Genomic DNA, 16,676 nt, shown 5'->3' with positions numbered 1-16,676 from the left:
ACCCCGGCCGGCGGGAAACCGGCCGCCGGTCACGGTGCGCCGTCCCCGGCGGGGAGCCTGCCGCCGTGCGCCGCACCGGCCGGGGCGGCGGCGACGAGTTCGGGCCCGGCGGGGGCGTCCGGCCGGACGGTCACCGACCAGCGGGCCCGCAACGCCCGGCCGACCACGATCGGCACCAGCCGGTGCCCGGTCAGGGCGGTGATCCGGCGGGCGAAGGCCAGCTCGGGGCCGGACAGGGCGGCGCTGCACAGCACCCCGGTGCCGGCGGGCAGGTCCGCCTCCCCGGTGGGGAAGGCCGCCCGGCGGACCCAACCGTCGGGCAGGTCGGAGCCGAACAGGTCACCGATCACGGTGACCGTGTGCCCGGCGGTGTGCACCTGCTCGGCGATCGTCCGGGCCCGCTGCCGGGCGGCCTCGACCGGGCCGGTGACCGTGAAGACGTCCGAGGTGCCGGCCAGGTCGACCCAGAGCGCCCAGCCCCGCCGGTGGCCGAGCCGGACCGGGAGCCGCATCGACGGTCGGGGTTGCGCCGGGATCTGCCAGGCGTGGTGCGGCCGCCCGCCGCCCGCCGCCACCCGGACCACCAGGGTGCCGCCGGGCCAGGTCACCTCGGTGTCGAGGTCGCCGTCGACGTCCGGCACCGGGCTCACGTCGGTGACGTCGACGCCGTGCCCCGGGGCGGGCCGTGCCGCCGCGTCGGCGCGCGCCCCCGGGGCGGCCGGGTCCATGGGGGACGGTCCTCGCGCCGGGTCGGGTCGTGCCGGGTCCGGGGTTCCGGTCGGCACGGCAGTGGGGGCACCGTCGACGGTCGGGTCGGCTCCGGCCGGTAGGGCGGCTCCGGTGGGCGGGGCGGTCTCGGTAGGCGGGGCGGCTCCGGCCGGCGGGTCGACGTCGACGGACGGGGCGAATCCGGCGGACGGGTGTGGGAGAGGCGGTGTCGTGCCGCCTGCGGCGAGGGCGAGCCGGACGGGACGGCCGGGCAGGGCACGCCGGCGTCGGGGCGGCCGGCGCAGCAGGGTGGCGACGAGCAGAGCGGCGGCGGCGAGTCCGGCCAGCACGACCAGTTGACCGGTGTGCCCCGGGCCGGCCGTGGCCGGTGGGGTGGCGTCCGCGCCGGTCGGGGGCAGCGGGCCGATGCGCACACCCGGCCCCCGCGCGTCCGGGGGCAGCGCCAGCACCCAGCCGGGGCGCAGTTCGGCCGGGTCGGTCAACCGTCCGCCGTCGGGCTGGCGGCGGCCCCGGTTCAGCTCGAAGACCTCCCGGTACCGGTTGCCGTCGCCGAGGGTGGTGGCCGCGATCTGGTAGAGGTACTCCCGCTGACCGCCCACCGGCGGTCCCACCACGTAGTACCGTCCGGCCGGCGTCGCGTCGGCGGAGTGCGTGGCGGGCGGCGTCGCGACCGACCCCGCGTGCGACGGTGCCGGGTGGACGGACTCCCGGTCGGGCACCGTTCCCGCGGCGTGGGCGGCGGCGAGCAGGAGGGCGGCCAGGACCGCCGCCGTGGTGACGACGATGCCGCGCCGCCTCGACCGGCCGGTGAACCGTCGGGTCACCGGTCGCCCGGTGCCGGTGGTGGTCGGGAATCGCACGGTCAGCCTCCTTGATCCTCCACCGGGGTGCAGCCCTTCCCCGGCCGCTGCCTACAACGGCGGCGACCGGCGATCTGTTCAGTACGGCTTCGCCGTCCGTCCCCCGCCCGGTTGGCCGAATCGCAATCGACCGGGCCCGGGGCCGGTACGGGGGAGGCCGTAGCCTGGGCGGGCCACGACGACGCTGGGAGGTAGCGCTGTCCCGCCCGCTTCCGGTGACCGGACGCCACCGGGCCCGCTGGTCCCGTCCGGTGGTCGCCCTACTGCTCGGTGGGCTCGCCGTCCCGGCGTCGACGGTGGCCGTGGCGGCACCGGCGACGGCCGCTCCCGCCCCCTCGCCCCCGGCCGGCGCGCCGGCACGGCCGGGCACCGCGCCGAACGGCTTCGTGAAGTACCTGGTGGTCGGCGCGGAGCAGGGCCGGGTCGAACACCTCTGGGAGGTCGCGTTGCGGGTCCTCGGCGACGCGCAGCGGTACCCGGAGATCTTCGCCCTGAACAAGGGACGGGTCCAACCGGACGGCATCGCGGTCACCGACCCCGCCGTGCTGCGTCCGGGCTGGGTCCTGGTGCTGCCCTGGGACGCCGTCGGCGCGGGCGTCAGCTACGGCCCGCTGCCGGCCTTCACCCCGGCCCGCCCGGCGGCGACGCCCCGCCCCCGGCCGAGCGCCGCGCCGACCAGCGCCCTGGTCTGCACGGTGGCGCCGAAGCGGCGGATCGGCGGCGTGCCCTGGGCGCAGCTGCGGCTGACCCCGGAGGTGGCCTGGACCCGGGGCCGGGGCGCGGGGGTCACGGTCGCGGTCATCGACTCCGGAGTGGACGCCACCCCGCCGGCCCTCGCCGGTCGGGTCCGTCCCGGTTCGGACGCCGGGGCCGGCGGCGACGCCCGGGGGGACCGGGACTGCACCGGGCACGGCACCGCGCTGGCCGGGATCGTCGCCGCCGCGCGGCAGCGAGGTACCGGTTTCGTCGGTCTCGCCCCCGAGGCCACCGTTCTGCCGGTCCGGGTCGGCATGGCCGCCGGGACGGCGGAGCCGACCGAACTGGTGGCCGCGCTGCGGGTGGCGACCACAGCCGGGGCCGGGGTGGCGGTGGTCGGCGGATCGGTGGACACCACCGACAAACGGGTGGTCACGGCGCTGCGCGCGGCGGTCACCCGGGGCACCACCGTGGTGGTGGCGGCCCGCCCGGCGACGGCGGCTAAGGGTGCCGCCCTGCCGCCGGGGGTGCTGCGGGTCGGCGCGGTGGGCCCGGACGACCGGCTGGCGGAGGTGCACCGGCCGGGGGAGGTCGACGTGGTGGCTCCGGGCGTGGACGTGGTGGGTCTCGGGATCGGCTCGGGCGAGGTGCAGGGCACCGGCACGGACTACGCCGTGGGGTTCGTCGCCGGGCTGGTCGCCCTGGTCCGCTCCAGCGCACCCCGGTTGGACGCGGTCGAGGCGGCGGCCCGGGTCACGGCCACGGCCGACGGGGCGGCGTCACCGGCGGCCGGGCCCGACCCGTGGCACGGCTGGGGCATGATCAATCCGGCGGCGGCGGTGAACGCCACCCCGGCCGGCGTCGCCACCACCGTGGAGCGCCGGAGCCCGGCCGGCGCGATCACCGTGCTGGCGGCGATCCTCACGCTGGTCGCCCTCACCGTCGGCCTGCGCCGCCGCCGACGACGCTGACCCGCCCCCGCCCCCGCCCCCGCCGACGACGCTGACCCGCCCCCGCCGCACCACCGGCCCTGCGCTCCACCGGCCCGGCCAGCCCTCGCCGCGTGACCGGCCCGCCCGGGGCCCGCCGCACGGCCGGTGGCCCGTGCCGCCCGGACGGCGGTCAGCCGACGGGCGCGGGGTCGGGGTCGACGTACGCGGTCTGGATCATCCGGTGTCCGCGTCGGGTCAGCACCATCGCCCGGCCGGGCGGCAGGTGCCGTCCCTTCACCCCGCCCAGCAGCGGCCCCTCCGTCGGCGGGCAGGACAGTGCGAGGTCCGGGCTGCTGGCCTCCTGGAGGCGACGCAGCAGCGGGTCCATCGACATCCGCATCAGGTTCGCGGTGCCCCGCACGACCACCAGGTGCAGCCCGATGTCGACGCCGTGCGGAACGTACGGGATGAGGGGTTGCAGGGGGTTGTCCTGCCCGGCGAGCATCTCGAAGTCGTCGACCAGCACGAACAGCCGGGGCCCGGTCCACCAGTCGCGGCGGCGCAACTGTTCGGGACTGATGTCCTTGCCCGGCAACCGCCCCTTGAGACCGAGCACCGCGTCGGCCACGGTCTCCCGGGTGGAGTCGGTCGAGACCGAGTAGCCGAGCCGGTACTCGGCGGGCACCGAGTCGAACAGCTGCCGCCGGTAGTCGACGATCAGGATGCGCGCCTCGGCCGGGGTGAACCGGCCGACGATCATGCGGGCCAGGTGGCGCAGCAGGTTGGTCTTGCCGCTCTGGCTGTCGCCGAGCCCGGTCAGGTGCGGCAGTTCCGCGAAGTCGTGCCAGTACGGCTTCAGGTCGGTCTCGTCCAGGCCGAGCGGCACCCACAGGTCACCCTCGGCCGGCGGCAGGTCGGCCGCGGGCAGCACCGCCGGCAGGGTACGCACCGGAGACGCCACCGGCCCGGCCCAGAACTCGGCCACCGTGCCGGCCAGCTCACGCGCCCCCTCGGCGGTGCTCGCCGGGTCGGCCACCCCGTCGATGCGCGGCAGCGCCCCCAGGAAGTGCAGCTTCTCGGGGGTGAGGCCGTGCCCCGGCGCACGCGGCACGGTGGCCGCCAACCGCAGGTCGATGGCCGAGTCGACGGCGTCACCGAGACGCAGTTCCAGTTTGATGCCGAGCTGGTCGCGCATGCTGTGGTGCACCTCCGACCAGCGGGCCGCGCTGACGATCAGGTGGACACCGAAGTTGAGCCCCCGGGCGGCGATCTGCCGCAGTGCCACCTCCAGCGGCTCGAACTCCTGCCGTAGCGTGAACCAGCCGTCGACCACCAGGAACACGTCGCCGTACGGGTCGTCGGTGACCTGACCCTCGGCGCGCAGCCGGCGGTAGGTCTGGATGCTGTCGATGCCCTGCTCGGTGAAGCGCCGCTCCCGCTGGTTGATCAGGCCGGTCACCTCGGCGAGGGTCCGGCCGACCCGGTCGGTGTCGAGCCGGCCGGCGACGCTGCCCACGTGCGGCAGGCCGGCGACGGTGCCCAGGGTGCCGCCGCCGAAGTCCAGGCAGTAGAACTGCACGTCGGTGGGGCGGTGGGTGAGCGCCAGCGCGCAGATCAGGCTCCGGATCAGGGTGCTCTTGCCGCTGCGGGTGCCGCCGGCCACGCCGATGTGTCCGCCCACCCCGGACAGGTCCACGGTGAGCAGGTCGCGCAGCTGCTCGTAGGGCTTGTCGATGAAACCGAGCGGGACGACCAGCCGGCCGTTGCCGGGCCAGTCGGCGGCGACCAGCCCGAGGTCGGGGTCGGGGGTCAGCGCCGGCAGCAGGCTGTCCAGGGTGGGGGATTCGCCCAGCGGGGGCAGCCAGACCTGGTGGGCCGGTGGCCCGGAGTCGACGAGCTGGTCGGTGACGATCGCGAACACGCTGCGCGTGGCCGGCTCCGCCCCGTCCACCGGCGGTGGACCGGACCCGGCCGGACCGGTCGCCGGCGTGCCCGCTGCGGCGGTCGGCGTGCCGCCTGCGGCGGTCGGCGTGCCCGGGTCGGTCGCGGGTGCGGTGTCGACGGGTGGCACCGGCGGGGTCGGCTGCTCCGCCGTCACCGGGTCCAGCCGGTAGGGCACCACCTGCCGCTGGACCACCTCCTGCCGGACCCGGGCCCGGCGGGGGCGGTACTCGCCGGAGACGTACGCGGCCTTGAACCGCAGCAGCGTCGAGACGTCCATCCGCAGGTAGCCGTTGCCCGGGGCGGCCGGCAACTCGTAGGCGTCGGGCACCCCGATCACCGAGCGGGACTCCATCGCCGAGAAGGTCCGCAACCCGATCCGGTACGACAGGTGCGACTCCAACTGCCCGATCCGGCCGTCGTCGACGCGTTGGCTGGCCAGCAGCAGGTGCACGGCGAGCGACCGGCCGAGCCGCCCGATCATGACGAACAGGTCGATGAAGTCCCGGTGCGCGGCGAGCAGCTCGGAGAACTCGTCGACGACCACGAAGAGGGTGGGCAACGGGTCCAGCGGGGTGCCGCCGGCACGGGCCTTCTCGTACTCCAGCACCGAGCTGTAGCCGCCGGCGGCCCGCAGCAGTTCCTGCCGGCGGACCAGCTCGCCGTGCAGGGCGTCGCGCATCCGGCCGACCAGCGACGCCTCGTCGGCCAGGTTGGTGATCACCGCCGAGGTGTGCGGCAGCCGGTCCAGGCCGAGGAACGTCGCCCCGCCCTTGAAGTCGACCAGGACCAGGTTGAGCGTCTCCGAGGAGTGCGTGACGGCCAACGCCAGCACCAGCGTCCGCAGCAGCTCGCTCTTGCCGGAACCGGTCGCGCCGATCAGCATCCCGTGCGGTCCCATGCCGCCCAGCGCGGACTCCTTGAGGTCCAGCTCGACCGGGGCGCCGGTGGCGTCCACCCCGATCGGCACCCGCAGCCGCTCGTCGGGCCCGCGCCGGTCGCGCAACGCGGCCAGCTCCAACCGTTCCAGGTCGGGGACGCGCAGCAGCGTGCCCAGATCGAAGTCGGCCTTCATCGGTTCGGGGGCCAGTTCGGTGCTGACCGCCAGCCGGTAGGGCGACAGCAGCCGGGCGACCGTGCGGGCCGCCGCCGGGCCGAGCAGGTCGGGGGCGGCGAGCACCTGCCGGGTCTCCTGGCCCACCCGGTCCCGCCCGAGCATGGTCAGCGTGCCGTCGGCGACCTCCAGGTTGAGGATGCCCTTGCCGGTGGCGACCGGCGGGTCGTCCAGGTCGACGAAGACCGCGTTGCGGTAGCCGCCGGTGGTGAGCCGGTGACCGGCCGGCACCCGGCCGCCGTCGCGGACCACCACCACGTACGGCTCGTCCCGGTCGGGGGTGACGCCCGGCTCGTAGCGGGGACGGCCGGTGAACTCCGCGCCGAGCAGCCGTTCGAGGCGTTCGATCCCGTCGGCGGCCAGCCGCGCCGCCCCGGCGGCGTCCTGTTCGGTGGGGTGCTGGGCGTGCGGCAGCCACTTGACCCACTCCCAGGCCACCAGCCCGTCCGGGTCGACGCAGAGCGCCACCCGGACCTCCTCCGGCGCGTGCAACGCGCCGAGCTGGGTGAGCAGTGCCCGCAGCAGCGCCCGCGCCGCCGCCCGGTCCCCGGTCACCCGGATCTCGGCGAAGCCCGGCAGGAACAGCGCCACCGGCTGGTCCGGCAGGGTGCTGTACGCCCGGATGAACCGGCGCAGCGCCTTCGCGGCGACCGGTTCGAGATCCTCCACCGGCTTGGTCTGCATCGGCGCGATCCGGACCGCCAACCGCTGTTCGCCGGTGCCGACCCGGATCTCCAGGAAGTCCGGGTGGGTGGGACGGCGTTCCCAACGGCGGGTGGTCATCGCCAGCGACCACAGCGACGCCGGGTCGGGGTGCCGCCACAGGCTGGAGTCCCGCTGGTCCTGGGCGAACCGGCGGACCCGACGGCGGTGCTGGGCGAGATAGCGCAGGTAGTCGCGGCGGTCACCGCCGTGGCGCTGCTTGCGTTCCCCGCTGCTGGCGATGACCGAACCGATCATCACCCCGCCCATGGCCACCGCCATCATGCCGGCCATCACCCAGGTCAGCGGGCCCCGGGAGGGGCCCATGAACATCAGCATCATCACGCCGGTCATCAGCGCCATCGGCAGCACCATCATCGCCTGCCGGGCGCCGTTGTGCTGCGGCTCGCTCAGCTCGGGCGGCTCCTGGAGGGTCAACTCCCCGGTGGGCATCTCCGGCCCGCCGCGCCGTGCCGGCCGCCGGAACAGCACCGTCCCCATGCTCGTCTCCCTCCACCCGGGCCGTCGGCCCCCCTCCACAACGGAGCACGGGCCGATCCGGGTCGATCCCGGTTTCCGGCCGGGATACCGGCGGGTCCCGGCGGGGAGAAAATTCCGGTCAGCCGTTGAACGTTCTCCGGGCGGGGCCGTTGAAGGGGCCGTGACAGGCACCGAGACCGAGCAGATGTGCCGGCTGGTCGTACGCGGACCGAGCCGGCAGATCGAGGTCGCCGTGCCGGTCGGGGTGGTCGTGGCCGACCTGTTGCCGGCGCTGCTGCACCACCTCGGCGACGGGCTGGCCGACACGGGGCTGAGCCACGGCGGTTGGGTGCTGCAACGGGCCGGCTCGGCCCCGCTGGACGAGGAGAGCAGCGTCGCCGCGCTCGACCTGCACGACGGCGACCTGGTGTACCTGCGTCCGCGCGCCGACCAGCTGCCCGAGGTCGACTTCGACGACCTCGTCGACGGGATGGCGACCGGGGTGCGGGACCGCCCCGGCCGGTGGCGTCCCGAGCTGGTCCGCCCGGTGGTGCTCGGGCTGGCCGGGCTGCTGTTCGCCGTCGGGCTGGTGGCCCTGGCGCTGCCCGGCCCGGTGCCGCTGCGGGCGGTGGCGGCGCTGGCGGTGGCGGCGGTGGCGCTGGGCGGCGGGGCCGCCGTGGTGCGGGCCGCCGCCGAGCGGGGGTTCGGCGTGCTGCTGGCCGTCGCCGCGACCGGCTACGCCGGCCTGGCCGGGCTGGTGCTGCCCGGCGACGGCGGGGCGGTCGGCGCGGGGGTGACCGGGCCGCAGGTGCTCGGCGGGACCGCCACCGGGGCGGCGGTGGCGGTGCTCGCCGCCGGTCTGCTCGGCGCGGCCACCCCGCTGTTCGTCGCCGGCTCCGTCGCGCTGCTGCTGGGGGTGCTCGGCGGGGCCGCCGCCACGGCCGGCGGGCTGACCGGGCCGCAGGCCGGGGCGGTGGTGGCGCTGGCCGCGACCGCCCTGGTGCTGACGGTGCCCCTGTTCGCGTTCCGGCTGGCCGGGATGCGCCTCGCCCCGCTGCCGACCCGACCCGAACACCTCCAGGAGGACATCGACCCGGAACCGGCCGGCCCGCTGATGGACCGGGCGCGGGCCGTCGACCGGCTGATGACCGCCCTGTACGCCGGCCTGGCGGCGGCCACCGCCGTGGCGCTGCTGCCGGTGGCCCACCGGGCGGGGTGGGCGGAGGTGACCCTGGTGCTGCTGGTCGCGCTGGTCTGGTCGCTCAACGCCCGGCCGATGACCAGCGCCTGGCACCGGCTGACCCAGGCGGTACCGGCGCTGGTCGGGCTCGTCGCGGTCGCCGTGGACGCCCTGGCCGGTGCGGGACCGCTGGCGCGGGTGCTGGCGCTGGTGGTGCTGCCGGTCGCCGTACCGGCGTTGCTGCTGGCCGGGCGCAGCCTCACCGGGCGGCGGGTGACGCCGTACTGGGGGCGGGTCGGTGACCTGACCCTGACCGCGGCGGCGGTGGCGCTGCTGCCGATCGGGCTGGCCGTCCTGCACGTGTACGACTACTTCCGGGCGATCGGGGGCTGAGGCCGTGCAGTCCCGACGTGACCAGGTGCAGGCGCAGTCGCACCTGCTGGGCCGGTTGACCGCCGCGCTGGTCGCCGGCGAGCCGGACGGTCTGGAGACGCCGCACCGGCGGACCACCGTGGGGTTGCTCGCCGGGGTCCTGGTCGCCGCGCTGGTGGTCGGCGGCTTCACCCTGTACGGCTTCTTCGCCCCCGGCGGGGCCACCGCCTGGCGGAAGGCCGGGTCGCTGGTGGTGGAGAAGGAGACCGGCTCGCGCTACCTCTACCTGGACGGGCGGCTGCGCCCGGTGCTCAACTACGCCTCGGCCCGGCTGCTGCTCGGCGAGGAACTGGCCGTGGTCACCGTGTCGGCGAAGTCGCTGCGCGGGGTGGCGCACGGGCAGCCGCTGGGCATCGTCGGCGCTCCCGACGTGCTGCCGGCCGGTGGCCTGGCCGGGGTCGGGTGGACCGCGTGCGCGCCCAGCGCCACGGATCTGGCCGGCACCGAGACGACGGCGTTGACCCTGTCCGTCGCCCCGGCGGCCGACGGGACCCCGTTGGCCGCCGACCGGGCGGTGCTGGTCCGGCCCACCGGCGACCCGACCGCCGGCTATCTGATCTGGAACGGTCAACGGTTCCGGCTCACCGCGCCGTGGCTGCCGGCGGTGCTGGGACACGACGGGCCACCGGTCACCGTACCGGCGGCCTGGTTGGACCTGGTTCCCGCCGGGGTTGACCTGGGGCCGGTGGCGGTGCCGGGGCGCGGCGAGGCCGGGCCAGAGGTAGACGGGCAACCGACCCGGATCGGTCAGCTGTTCACCGCCCGACCGGCCGACGGGGCGGAACGGCACTACCTGCTGCGCCGCGACGGGCTGGCCCGGCTGACCCCGTTGGCGTACGCGCTGCTGGCCGCCGACCCGGCGACCGTCGCCGGCTACGGCGGCCGGGTGGTGGTCCCGACCGTGCTGAGCCCGGCGGCGCTGGCCCGGCTGCCCCTCGTGGCCCGACCACCCGTGGCCGAGGAACTGCCGGCGGTGGCGCCGGCGGCGGCCTCCCGCGCCGCCGGGCTGGCCTGGTGCCTGCGGTTCGGTGCCGACGGCCGCCCCCGGGTCGTGGCGGCCCGACCGGTACCGGCGACCGGCATCGTCCGGGGCGGCGTCGGGGTGACCCGGACGGCGCACACCGCCGACGCGGTGGCGGTCACCCCGGGACGCGGCGGGCTGGTGGTCACCGGTCGCGCCGGACAGCCCGGCACCGGCTACCACCTGGTGACCGACGCCGGGGTGAAGTACCCCCTCGCCGGTGCGGCGGTGGCGGAGCGGCTGGGTTACGCCCCCGCGACCGCGACCGTGGTGTCACCGGACCTGATCGATCTGCTGCCGACCGGTCCCGCCCTCGACCCCGCCCGGGTCGTCGGATGAGACCGGCCGACCAGCGGAACCGGCGACGCGGAACCGCCGCGGCCGCCCCAACCGGAAGGAGCGCCGATGCCACTCGGCAATGAGGTAGACGAGCAGACCATCCGCAGCACCATCTCGGCGATGAACCAGACCGACGCCCAGTGCGACGCGGCGCAGCGCGCCGTCGACAACACGTCCAGCTTCCTGGACACCCAGTGGCGTGGGGAGGCCAAGACCGCCTTCACCACCTCCATCCAGCAGTGGCTGGAAGGGCTGAGCAAGGTCAAGCAGGGGCTGCTCGACCTGAACACCGCGATGACCTCGCACTACCAGACCAGCGCGCAGGTGGAGCAGGACAACGCTCTCTCCGCGAGCTGGACCTGACCACCGACCGACCCCTCACGAAGGACGACCCATGCCGTCGTACGGACTCAACCCCAACGGTCTGCTGGACAGCTCGGCCGAGTTGCAGGGCGTGACCAACAGCATCCAGAACGCGATCGACGAACTCAACACCGTCGTCCAGACGTACGTGAGCGCCAACTCCGGTGACACCCGGGAGGCGTTCACCGCGGCGCAGGCGAAGTGGAACACCGGGATCGACGAGATGCGCCGGGCGCTCGCCGACGCCTCGTCCCGGCTGGACCAGATCCACGACAACTACCGGCTGGGTGACGCGCGGGGTGCCGCGCTGTTCCAGGGCAACGTCTGACCTTCGGTGTGGCGGGCGGTACCGGGCCGCCCGCCTCCCACCTCACGGAACGGAGCACCAGATGCCGATCGTCATCGACGAGCCGTACATCAACCAGCTCGTCGCGAAGCTGAACAGCCTGCGGGACGCGGTCGACACCGCCACCTCCGGGCAGGGCCAGTACGTCTCGCAGACGCTGCGTGACCTGGTCGTCTCGGCCGGCACGAACAACTTCGAGCCGGGCAAGACCATCCGTGACCAGCTCAACAAGACCGGTGACACGCTGCTGGCCCGGATGACCACGCACCGGACCACGATGAACAGCCTCGCCGTGGGGCTGACCGAACTGCTGGCGAACTCGGACTACATCGAGTCGCTCAACTCGGTCACCGCCGAGCGGTTCCTGGAGTTCCTGCCCGGCACCGGCACCCCGCCGAACACCGGCACCCCGCCCAACCCCACCCCGAACCCGACGGCGTGATCCGGTGACCGCGCCGTACCAGGACATGTCCCAGTGGACCTGGGAATCGATGCTCCAGAACGTGCTGGGGGAGGGCCGGGACGGCCCCGACGGCACCAGCGGCACCATGCTGGACCGTCGGTTGGTGGCCGGCCCGGACGTGCGGTGGCTGCGTCTCGTCGACCACCTGGACGACGTGACCGAGTCCTCGCAGCCGCCCAGCGACGGCGACGTGACCAACCGGATCGACTCGCTCGACGGCAACGAGTTCTTCCTCTACCGGATCAGCACGGTCGGCTCGGTGCGCGACGGGAAACCCCACTACACCACCCGTACCCAGTTCATCCAGGTGAAGATCGTCTTCAGTGACTCGCAGACCGAGGGGGCGCCCTCCCCGCGCGGCGCCTTCGAGACCTTCTACAAGTCCAGCGAGGGCGCGTTGCAACGGCTGACCAGCGGCACCAACCCGGTGTTCAGCTGGAAGAGCTTCACCGACGCCGCCAAGATGCTGCACGACGTGGAGACCAGTCTGGTCAGCACCGAACGGGAGCTGAAGACCATCCTGGACCGGGTCGGCGACGACGCCTCCGGGTTCCAGGGCAACGCCTCCGGGGTGTTCATCGGTGCGGTGGCGAACATGCGGCGCGACGTCCACCGGCTCGCCGTCGACATGAACGCCAACAGCACCGACCGGGCCTGGTCCGACCAGGTCGACGACGTGGTCGACGACATGACGACCTTCCGCAACAAGATCGCCAGCTCGTTCCGGGAGTTCAGCGACCACACCTTCCAGTGGTTCAACGGCTACAACCCGACCACGTTGATCGACTCGTTGAAGAAGATCGTCACCGAGGTCAGGACGGGCAACTTCAGCCAGGTCACGATCACCCTGCCGGACGCGTACGGCAACGGCTCGGTGAACAGCGGCACGTTCAACCTGATGACCGAGGCGGGCTGGCAGAGCGTCGACAACATGATCAAGGGTGCCTGGCTCGGCCAGTTGCATGAGCTGGACGCCACGATGCGTACCGAGCTGGCACTGCTGACCACCCGGTTGCGCTCCGTCACCCACCTGGTGAGCGTCATCTCGCCCCCACCGACCACCACCGGCACCACCCCGCCGCCGGGCGGCACCCCCAACCTCAACGGTCCGGACCTCAACGGCGGCGGTGGCCCCGGTCTGGGTGGCGGTGGTGACCTGGGCCTGGGCGGTGGTGGGGACCTCGGCCTGGGCGGCGGTGGTGATCTGGGCCTGGACGGTGGCGGCGGTGACCTCGGTCTGGGTGGCGGTGGTGACCTGGGCCTGGGCGGTGGCGGCGACCTCGGCCTGGGTGGCGGTGGGGGACTCGGTGCGGGCGGGGACCTCGGCCTGGGAGGTGGTTCCGCTCTGGGCGGCGGTGGCGATCTCGGTCTGGGCGGCGGGTCCGGTCTCGGGTCGGGCGGAGGGAGCGGGGCCGGTGGCCTGGGCCTCGACGGTGGCGGCGAGCTCGGCACCGGTGTTTCGGGCGGTGGGTTGGGTGGTCTCGGTGGCGGCGGCATCGACTGGGGCGACCTGGGCGGTGGCACCGGCTCCGGCTCGGCGGGCGGCGGTGGTGTCGTCGTCCCCGGCCTGACCCCCGGCCTGGGTGGGCTGGGCAACCTGGGGTCCTCCGGCGGCTCCGGTGGCCTGGGCGGTGTCAAGGGCGGCGGGGCGGGTGGCCTCGGCGACGACACGACCAACCCGTCGGCGCAGTTCCCGACCGACGTGGACGGTGTCGACGTCGGCAACCTGGGCGGCGGTTCACCTGGCGAGTCCTCGACCAGCGGGGTGGCCCTCGGCAGCGAACTGGCCGCGCTGCTCGGCGAACCGGCCGGGCTCGGGCCCGGTGGCAGCGGGGCGCGGGGCGTCGACTCCGCCGGCTCGGCGGCCGGCGGGTTCCCGATGATGCCGCCGATGGGCGGCATGGGAGGCATGGGTGGGGGCGGCCAGCAGGGGGAGAAGGACCGTGAACGCAAGACCTGGCTGGAAGAGGAAGAGGATGTGTGGGGCACCGACCCCGAGTGCGGGATGGCCGTCATCGGCCGCTCCGAGCACGCCGAGGAACCGGCCACCACGATGCCGGCCGCGCCACGCCGACCCGGCCAGTCGCCCGGCCCCACCCGTACGACGGGACGTCGCCGTGGCTGACCGTCGACCCGGGCGGACCGCGCGGTGACCGCCCCGAACCCGGAGTACACCGGCTGGACCTGGGAACGGATGCTCCAGGACGTCCTCAACGAGGGCCGCGACGGCACCGACCAGGGCAGCGGCACGCTGATCGACCGCAACCTGGTGGCCGGCCACGGGGTCACCTGGGTCCGGTTCGTCGAACGGCGTACCCAGGAACTGGACCGGGGCACCCGCCCCACGATCGACCCGGGGGACCGGGAACTGATGGGCTACCGCCGGGTCGGTCCCGGGGTGGACGACCCGCAACGGGACCTCTGGGAGATCGTGCGGGGCCACGTCACCTTCTGGGAGGGGACCGGCGGCCCCCCACCGGCCACCGCGTTCGACAGCTTCTACCGGGCGAGCGTCAACGCCCTCACCCGCCTGTACGCCGGCACCAACGGCTGGTTCAGCGAACGCAGCTTCACCGACGCCGGCAACCTGCTGTGGCGGGTCGAGCAGACGTTGCTCACCACCGCCGCCGAGCTGCGGGTGCTGCGCGACGGGATCAGCGGGGCCGGTTCCGGGTTCGACGGGTCGGCGTCGGCGGTGTTCGTGGCAGCCCTGAACACCCTGCACGCCGACATCGACCGGCTGACCCGGGACATGAACGCCACCAACGAGGCCAACGCCTGGTCGGACCAGGTCTTCCGGCAGTCCAACGACCTGCTGATGTTCCGCGAGCGGATCAACGACGCGTGGCGGGAGTTCAGCGACCACACCCACCAGTGGTTCAACACGTACCACCCGACCGCGCTGTTCAACGCGGTCCGCAGCATCCTCGCGCAGGTCGACCAGGGCAGCCTGAACGCGGTCGGGATCACCATCCCCGACACCTACGGCACCGGGCCGGTCGGTGGCACCTTCGACCTGACCACCGCGGCCGGCTGGACCGGTCTCGACGTGCTGCTGCGCACCGCCTGGCTGCGCCAGCTCGTCCGGCTCGACCTGGCGATGCGCGACGCGTTGGCGCAGCTCGTCACCGCGTTGCGGGAGACCAGCGGGATCGTCAACCGGTTCGCGGGTCCGCCCGGCGGCGGTGACCAACCGCCGCCACCGCCGGGCACCTCGGACGGCCCCACCGGCGCTCCACCCCCCGACGAGGTGCGGTCCACCATCCAGTCCGGCGGCGGCGGGTTCGACGGGTCCGGCGGTGGTGGTTCCGGCTTCGACGGGGCCGGCGGCGGCGGGCCGGACCTGTCGTTCTCGTCCTCCTCCTCGGGAGCCGGCGGGATGGGTGCCGCTCTCGGCGGCGGCCCGGCGGCCATCGGCGCGCTCGGCGCGTCGGGCGGCGGCGGGTTCGGCGGGGCGGGTCTGCCGGCGCCCGGCGCGACGAGCCTGGCCGGCGACTCCGCGGACCTCGGCGTCCTCGGCACCTCCGGGGCGGCCGGCGACGGCGTCGGCGCGGTCGGTGCCCTGGGGCGTGGCGGCGTGGGCGGCTGGGCCGGCGGTGCGCTGGCCGGGGTGGGTGGTCTGGCCGGTGGCGTCGGCCCGGTGATCGGCGGACGGGCCGGCGGTGGCGTCCCGGACGGCGACCGCCGCTCCGGCGGCGCGCTGGGCGACTGGGCCGGCGGCGGCGTCGACATCGGTGACCTGGTGGACGGCCCGGTCGCCCCGCCGTCGCGGGCGGCCGTCGGCGGCTCCGCCGTCGGCCGGGAACTCGCCGCCCTGCTCGCCGGCCCGCTCGGCGGTGCCGGCGGCGCGGGGTTGCCCGCAGGCGCGGGGCTGCCCGGCGGTGCCGGGTCGTCCGGTGTGACCGGCGGCCCGGGGTTGTCGGGCGCGGCGGGCAGCGGCCCCCCGGCACCCGGCCAGCTCGGCGGCCGGCCGTTCGGGCCGCCGGTCCTGCCGCCGATCGGCGCACCGGGCCGGGAGGGCGACGACACCCGCCGCACCACCCGGCTGACCGAGGACGAGCAGGCCTGGGGAGCCGACCCGACGTGTACGGCGGCCGTGGTCGGCCGGACCGACCCGCCGAGGCGGCGGCCGGTGGCGACACCGGTGCAGGTGGAGCAGACCCCCACCGCCGGCCCGGTGGTGCACGGCCGGGAACAGGCGCGCGGCCGGGGTTGACCGCCGTCGGCACCGCACGACGGGTCGACCGTCGTGGGGCCCCGCAGCAGACGAACCGCAGAGACAACCGGAGGTGAGGACAGATGTCGAGTCCGTTGTCCAACCAGGTCGAGCAGGCGCTCGCCGAACTCGAACGGCAGAAGGCCGCGATCGACGAGATCCAGGGTGGCCTGCACACCGTCTACAGCACGGTCACCGCCAAGAACCGGGCGGTGGCGGTGACCGTCGACAGTCGGGGAGCGGTCACGGGGATCAAGTTTCCGACCTCGGCGTACCGGACGATGGCCGGTCCGGAGCTGGGGGAGCTGCTGGTCGACACGATCGAGGCGGCCCGGGGCGAGGCGATGGCCCGTACCGTCGCCGCGTTCGAGTCGCTGCTCCCCGCCGGCCTGCCCATGATGGACCTGCTGACCGGCGGGGCCGACCCGGAACACGGCCCGCTGCCGATGGACCAGCTGCTCAACGAGATGTTCCGGACGGTCGGGCCGGACGACGACCCGACGCCGACGCCTCCGGCCGGAGCCCACTGATGCCCCCGGCCGTGGGGCCGATCGGTGCGGACACCGGCCGGCTGACCAACCCGAACTTCGACCCGTTCACCGAGGAACTGGACCGGGTCCAGCGGGTGCTGCGGCGCAGCGACACCGACCATCCCGGGCTCGTCGGGGAACCGTACGCGGACATCGACGAGATCGTGGCGAACCTGCCGAAGGCGTCGGTCGGCGCGGACCTCATCAAGCTGCTCGGCGCGGTGCCCCAGGGCTACCAGGAGGACCTGCGGGAACTGGGCCGACTCCTGGCGGACATGGAGTCGACCAACGCCGACATCTCCGGCGGGGTCAACAGCGGGCGGCACACCTAA

At 75.0% G+C, this 16,676-nt stretch carries 12 protein-coding genes; 10 read left to right on the top strand and 2 right to left on the bottom strand.

Features of this window, described 5'->3' with window-relative positions:
- Positions 1-29: 29 nt before the first annotated feature.
- On the bottom strand, positions 30-1,589 hold the full coding sequence (locus JQX11_RS02640) for a hypothetical protein (RefSeq protein WP_204923319.1): 1,560 nt from the start codon (positions 1,587-1,589) through the stop codon (positions 30-32).
- A gap of 215 nt (positions 1,590-1,804) precedes the next feature.
- Between JQX11_RS02640 and JQX11_RS02635 the strand changes: the two genes are divergently transcribed.
- Positions 1,805-3,256, top strand: a complete 1,452-nt coding sequence (locus tag JQX11_RS02635) for a S8 family serine peptidase (protein ID WP_204923318.1) — start codon at positions 1,805-1,807, stop codon at positions 3,254-3,256.
- 151 nt (positions 3,257-3,407) lie between these two features.
- Here the strand turns inward: JQX11_RS02635 and eccCa are convergent, their stop codons facing one another.
- The gene (gene eccCa, locus JQX11_RS02630; protein ID WP_204923316.1) at positions 3,408-7,475 is read right to left on the bottom strand and encodes a type VII secretion protein EccCa; all 4,068 of its coding nucleotides are present in this window, start codon (positions 7,473-7,475) and stop codon (positions 3,408-3,410) included.
- A gap of 160 nt (positions 7,476-7,635) precedes the next feature.
- Between eccCa and eccD the strand changes: the two genes are divergently transcribed.
- The 9 genes from eccD (at position 7,636) to JQX11_RS02585 (ending at position 16,676) form a co-directional block, all read left to right on the top strand.
- Complete coding sequence (gene eccD / locus JQX11_RS02625) at positions 7,636-9,027, top strand: type VII secretion integral membrane protein EccD (protein ID WP_204923314.1); 1,392 nt, start codon at positions 7,636-7,638, stop codon at positions 9,025-9,027.
- Positions 9,028-9,031: 4 nt separating this feature from the next.
- Positions 9,032-10,426, top strand: a complete 1,395-nt coding sequence (gene eccB, locus JQX11_RS02620) for a type VII secretion protein EccB (protein WP_204923312.1) — start codon at positions 9,032-9,034, stop codon at positions 10,424-10,426.
- Between the two features lie 66 nt (positions 10,427-10,492).
- Positions 10,493-10,789: a WXG100 family type VII secretion target gene (locus JQX11_RS02615; protein WP_204923310.1), complete on the top strand. Its 297-nt coding sequence runs from the start codon at positions 10,493-10,495 to the stop codon at positions 10,787-10,789.
- A 31-nt stretch (positions 10,790-10,820) separates the two neighbouring features.
- Positions 10,821-11,117, top strand: a complete 297-nt coding sequence (locus JQX11_RS02610; protein ID WP_204923302.1) for a WXG100 family type VII secretion target — start codon at positions 10,821-10,823, stop codon at positions 11,115-11,117.
- Positions 11,118-11,178: 61 nt separating this feature from the next.
- The gene (locus tag JQX11_RS02605) at positions 11,179-11,577 is read left to right on the top strand and encodes a hypothetical protein (protein WP_204923300.1); all 399 of its coding nucleotides are present in this window, start codon (positions 11,179-11,181) and stop codon (positions 11,575-11,577) included.
- Positions 11,578-11,581: 4 nt separating this feature from the next.
- A complete protein-coding gene (locus tag JQX11_RS02600; RefSeq protein WP_204923298.1) occupies positions 11,582-13,723 on the top strand; it encodes a hypothetical protein in 2,142 nt (713 codons plus the stop codon).
- Between the two features lie 24 nt (positions 13,724-13,747).
- Positions 13,748-15,814, top strand: a complete 2,067-nt coding sequence (locus tag JQX11_RS32900; RefSeq protein ID WP_204923297.1) for a hypothetical protein — start codon at positions 13,748-13,750, stop codon at positions 15,812-15,814.
- Positions 15,815-15,897: 83 nt separating this feature from the next.
- Positions 15,898-16,344, top strand: coding sequence for a YbaB/EbfC family nucleoid-associated protein (locus JQX11_RS02590; RefSeq protein ID WP_204923295.1), 447 nt, complete (start codon positions 15,898-15,900; stop codon positions 16,342-16,344).
- Positions 16,344-16,676: a hypothetical protein gene (locus JQX11_RS02585; protein ID WP_204923294.1), complete on the top strand. Its 333-nt coding sequence runs from the start codon at positions 16,344-16,346 to the stop codon at positions 16,674-16,676. Before JQX11_RS02590 ends, JQX11_RS02585 begins: the two co-directional genes overlap by 1 nt.

Origin of the sequence: Micromonospora humida, from assembly GCF_016901255.1 — a bacterium.
GTDB classification, from domain to species: Bacteria; Actinomycetota; Actinomycetes; order Mycobacteriales; family Micromonosporaceae; genus Micromonospora; species Micromonospora wenchangensis.
The sequence above is the reverse complement of the archived record's forward strand: the minus strand, read 5'-3'. Positions and strand labels throughout refer to the sequence as shown.

What these genes read in the sequence shown, in the direction of transcription:
- eccCa (WP_204923316.1), bottom strand. Translation starts at nt 7,475, where the DNA reads ATGGGGACGGTGCTGTTCCGGCGGCCGGCACGGCGCGGCGGGCCGGAG.
- JQX11_RS02605 (WP_204923300.1), top strand. Translation starts at nt 11,179, where the DNA reads ATGCCGATCGTCATCGACGAGCCGTACATCAACCAGCTCGTCGCGAAG.
- JQX11_RS02585 (WP_204923294.1), top strand. Translation starts at nt 16,344, where the DNA reads ATGCCCCCGGCCGTGGGGCCGATCGGTGCGGACACCGGCCGGCTGACC.
- JQX11_RS02610 (WP_204923302.1), top strand. Translation starts at nt 10,821, where the DNA reads ATGCCGTCGTACGGACTCAACCCCAACGGTCTGCTGGACAGCTCGGCC.
- JQX11_RS02590 (WP_204923295.1), top strand. Translation starts at nt 15,898, where the DNA reads ATGTCGAGTCCGTTGTCCAACCAGGTCGAGCAGGCGCTCGCCGAACTC.
- JQX11_RS02615 (WP_204923310.1), top strand. Translation starts at nt 10,493, where the DNA reads ATGCCACTCGGCAATGAGGTAGACGAGCAGACCATCCGCAGCACCATC.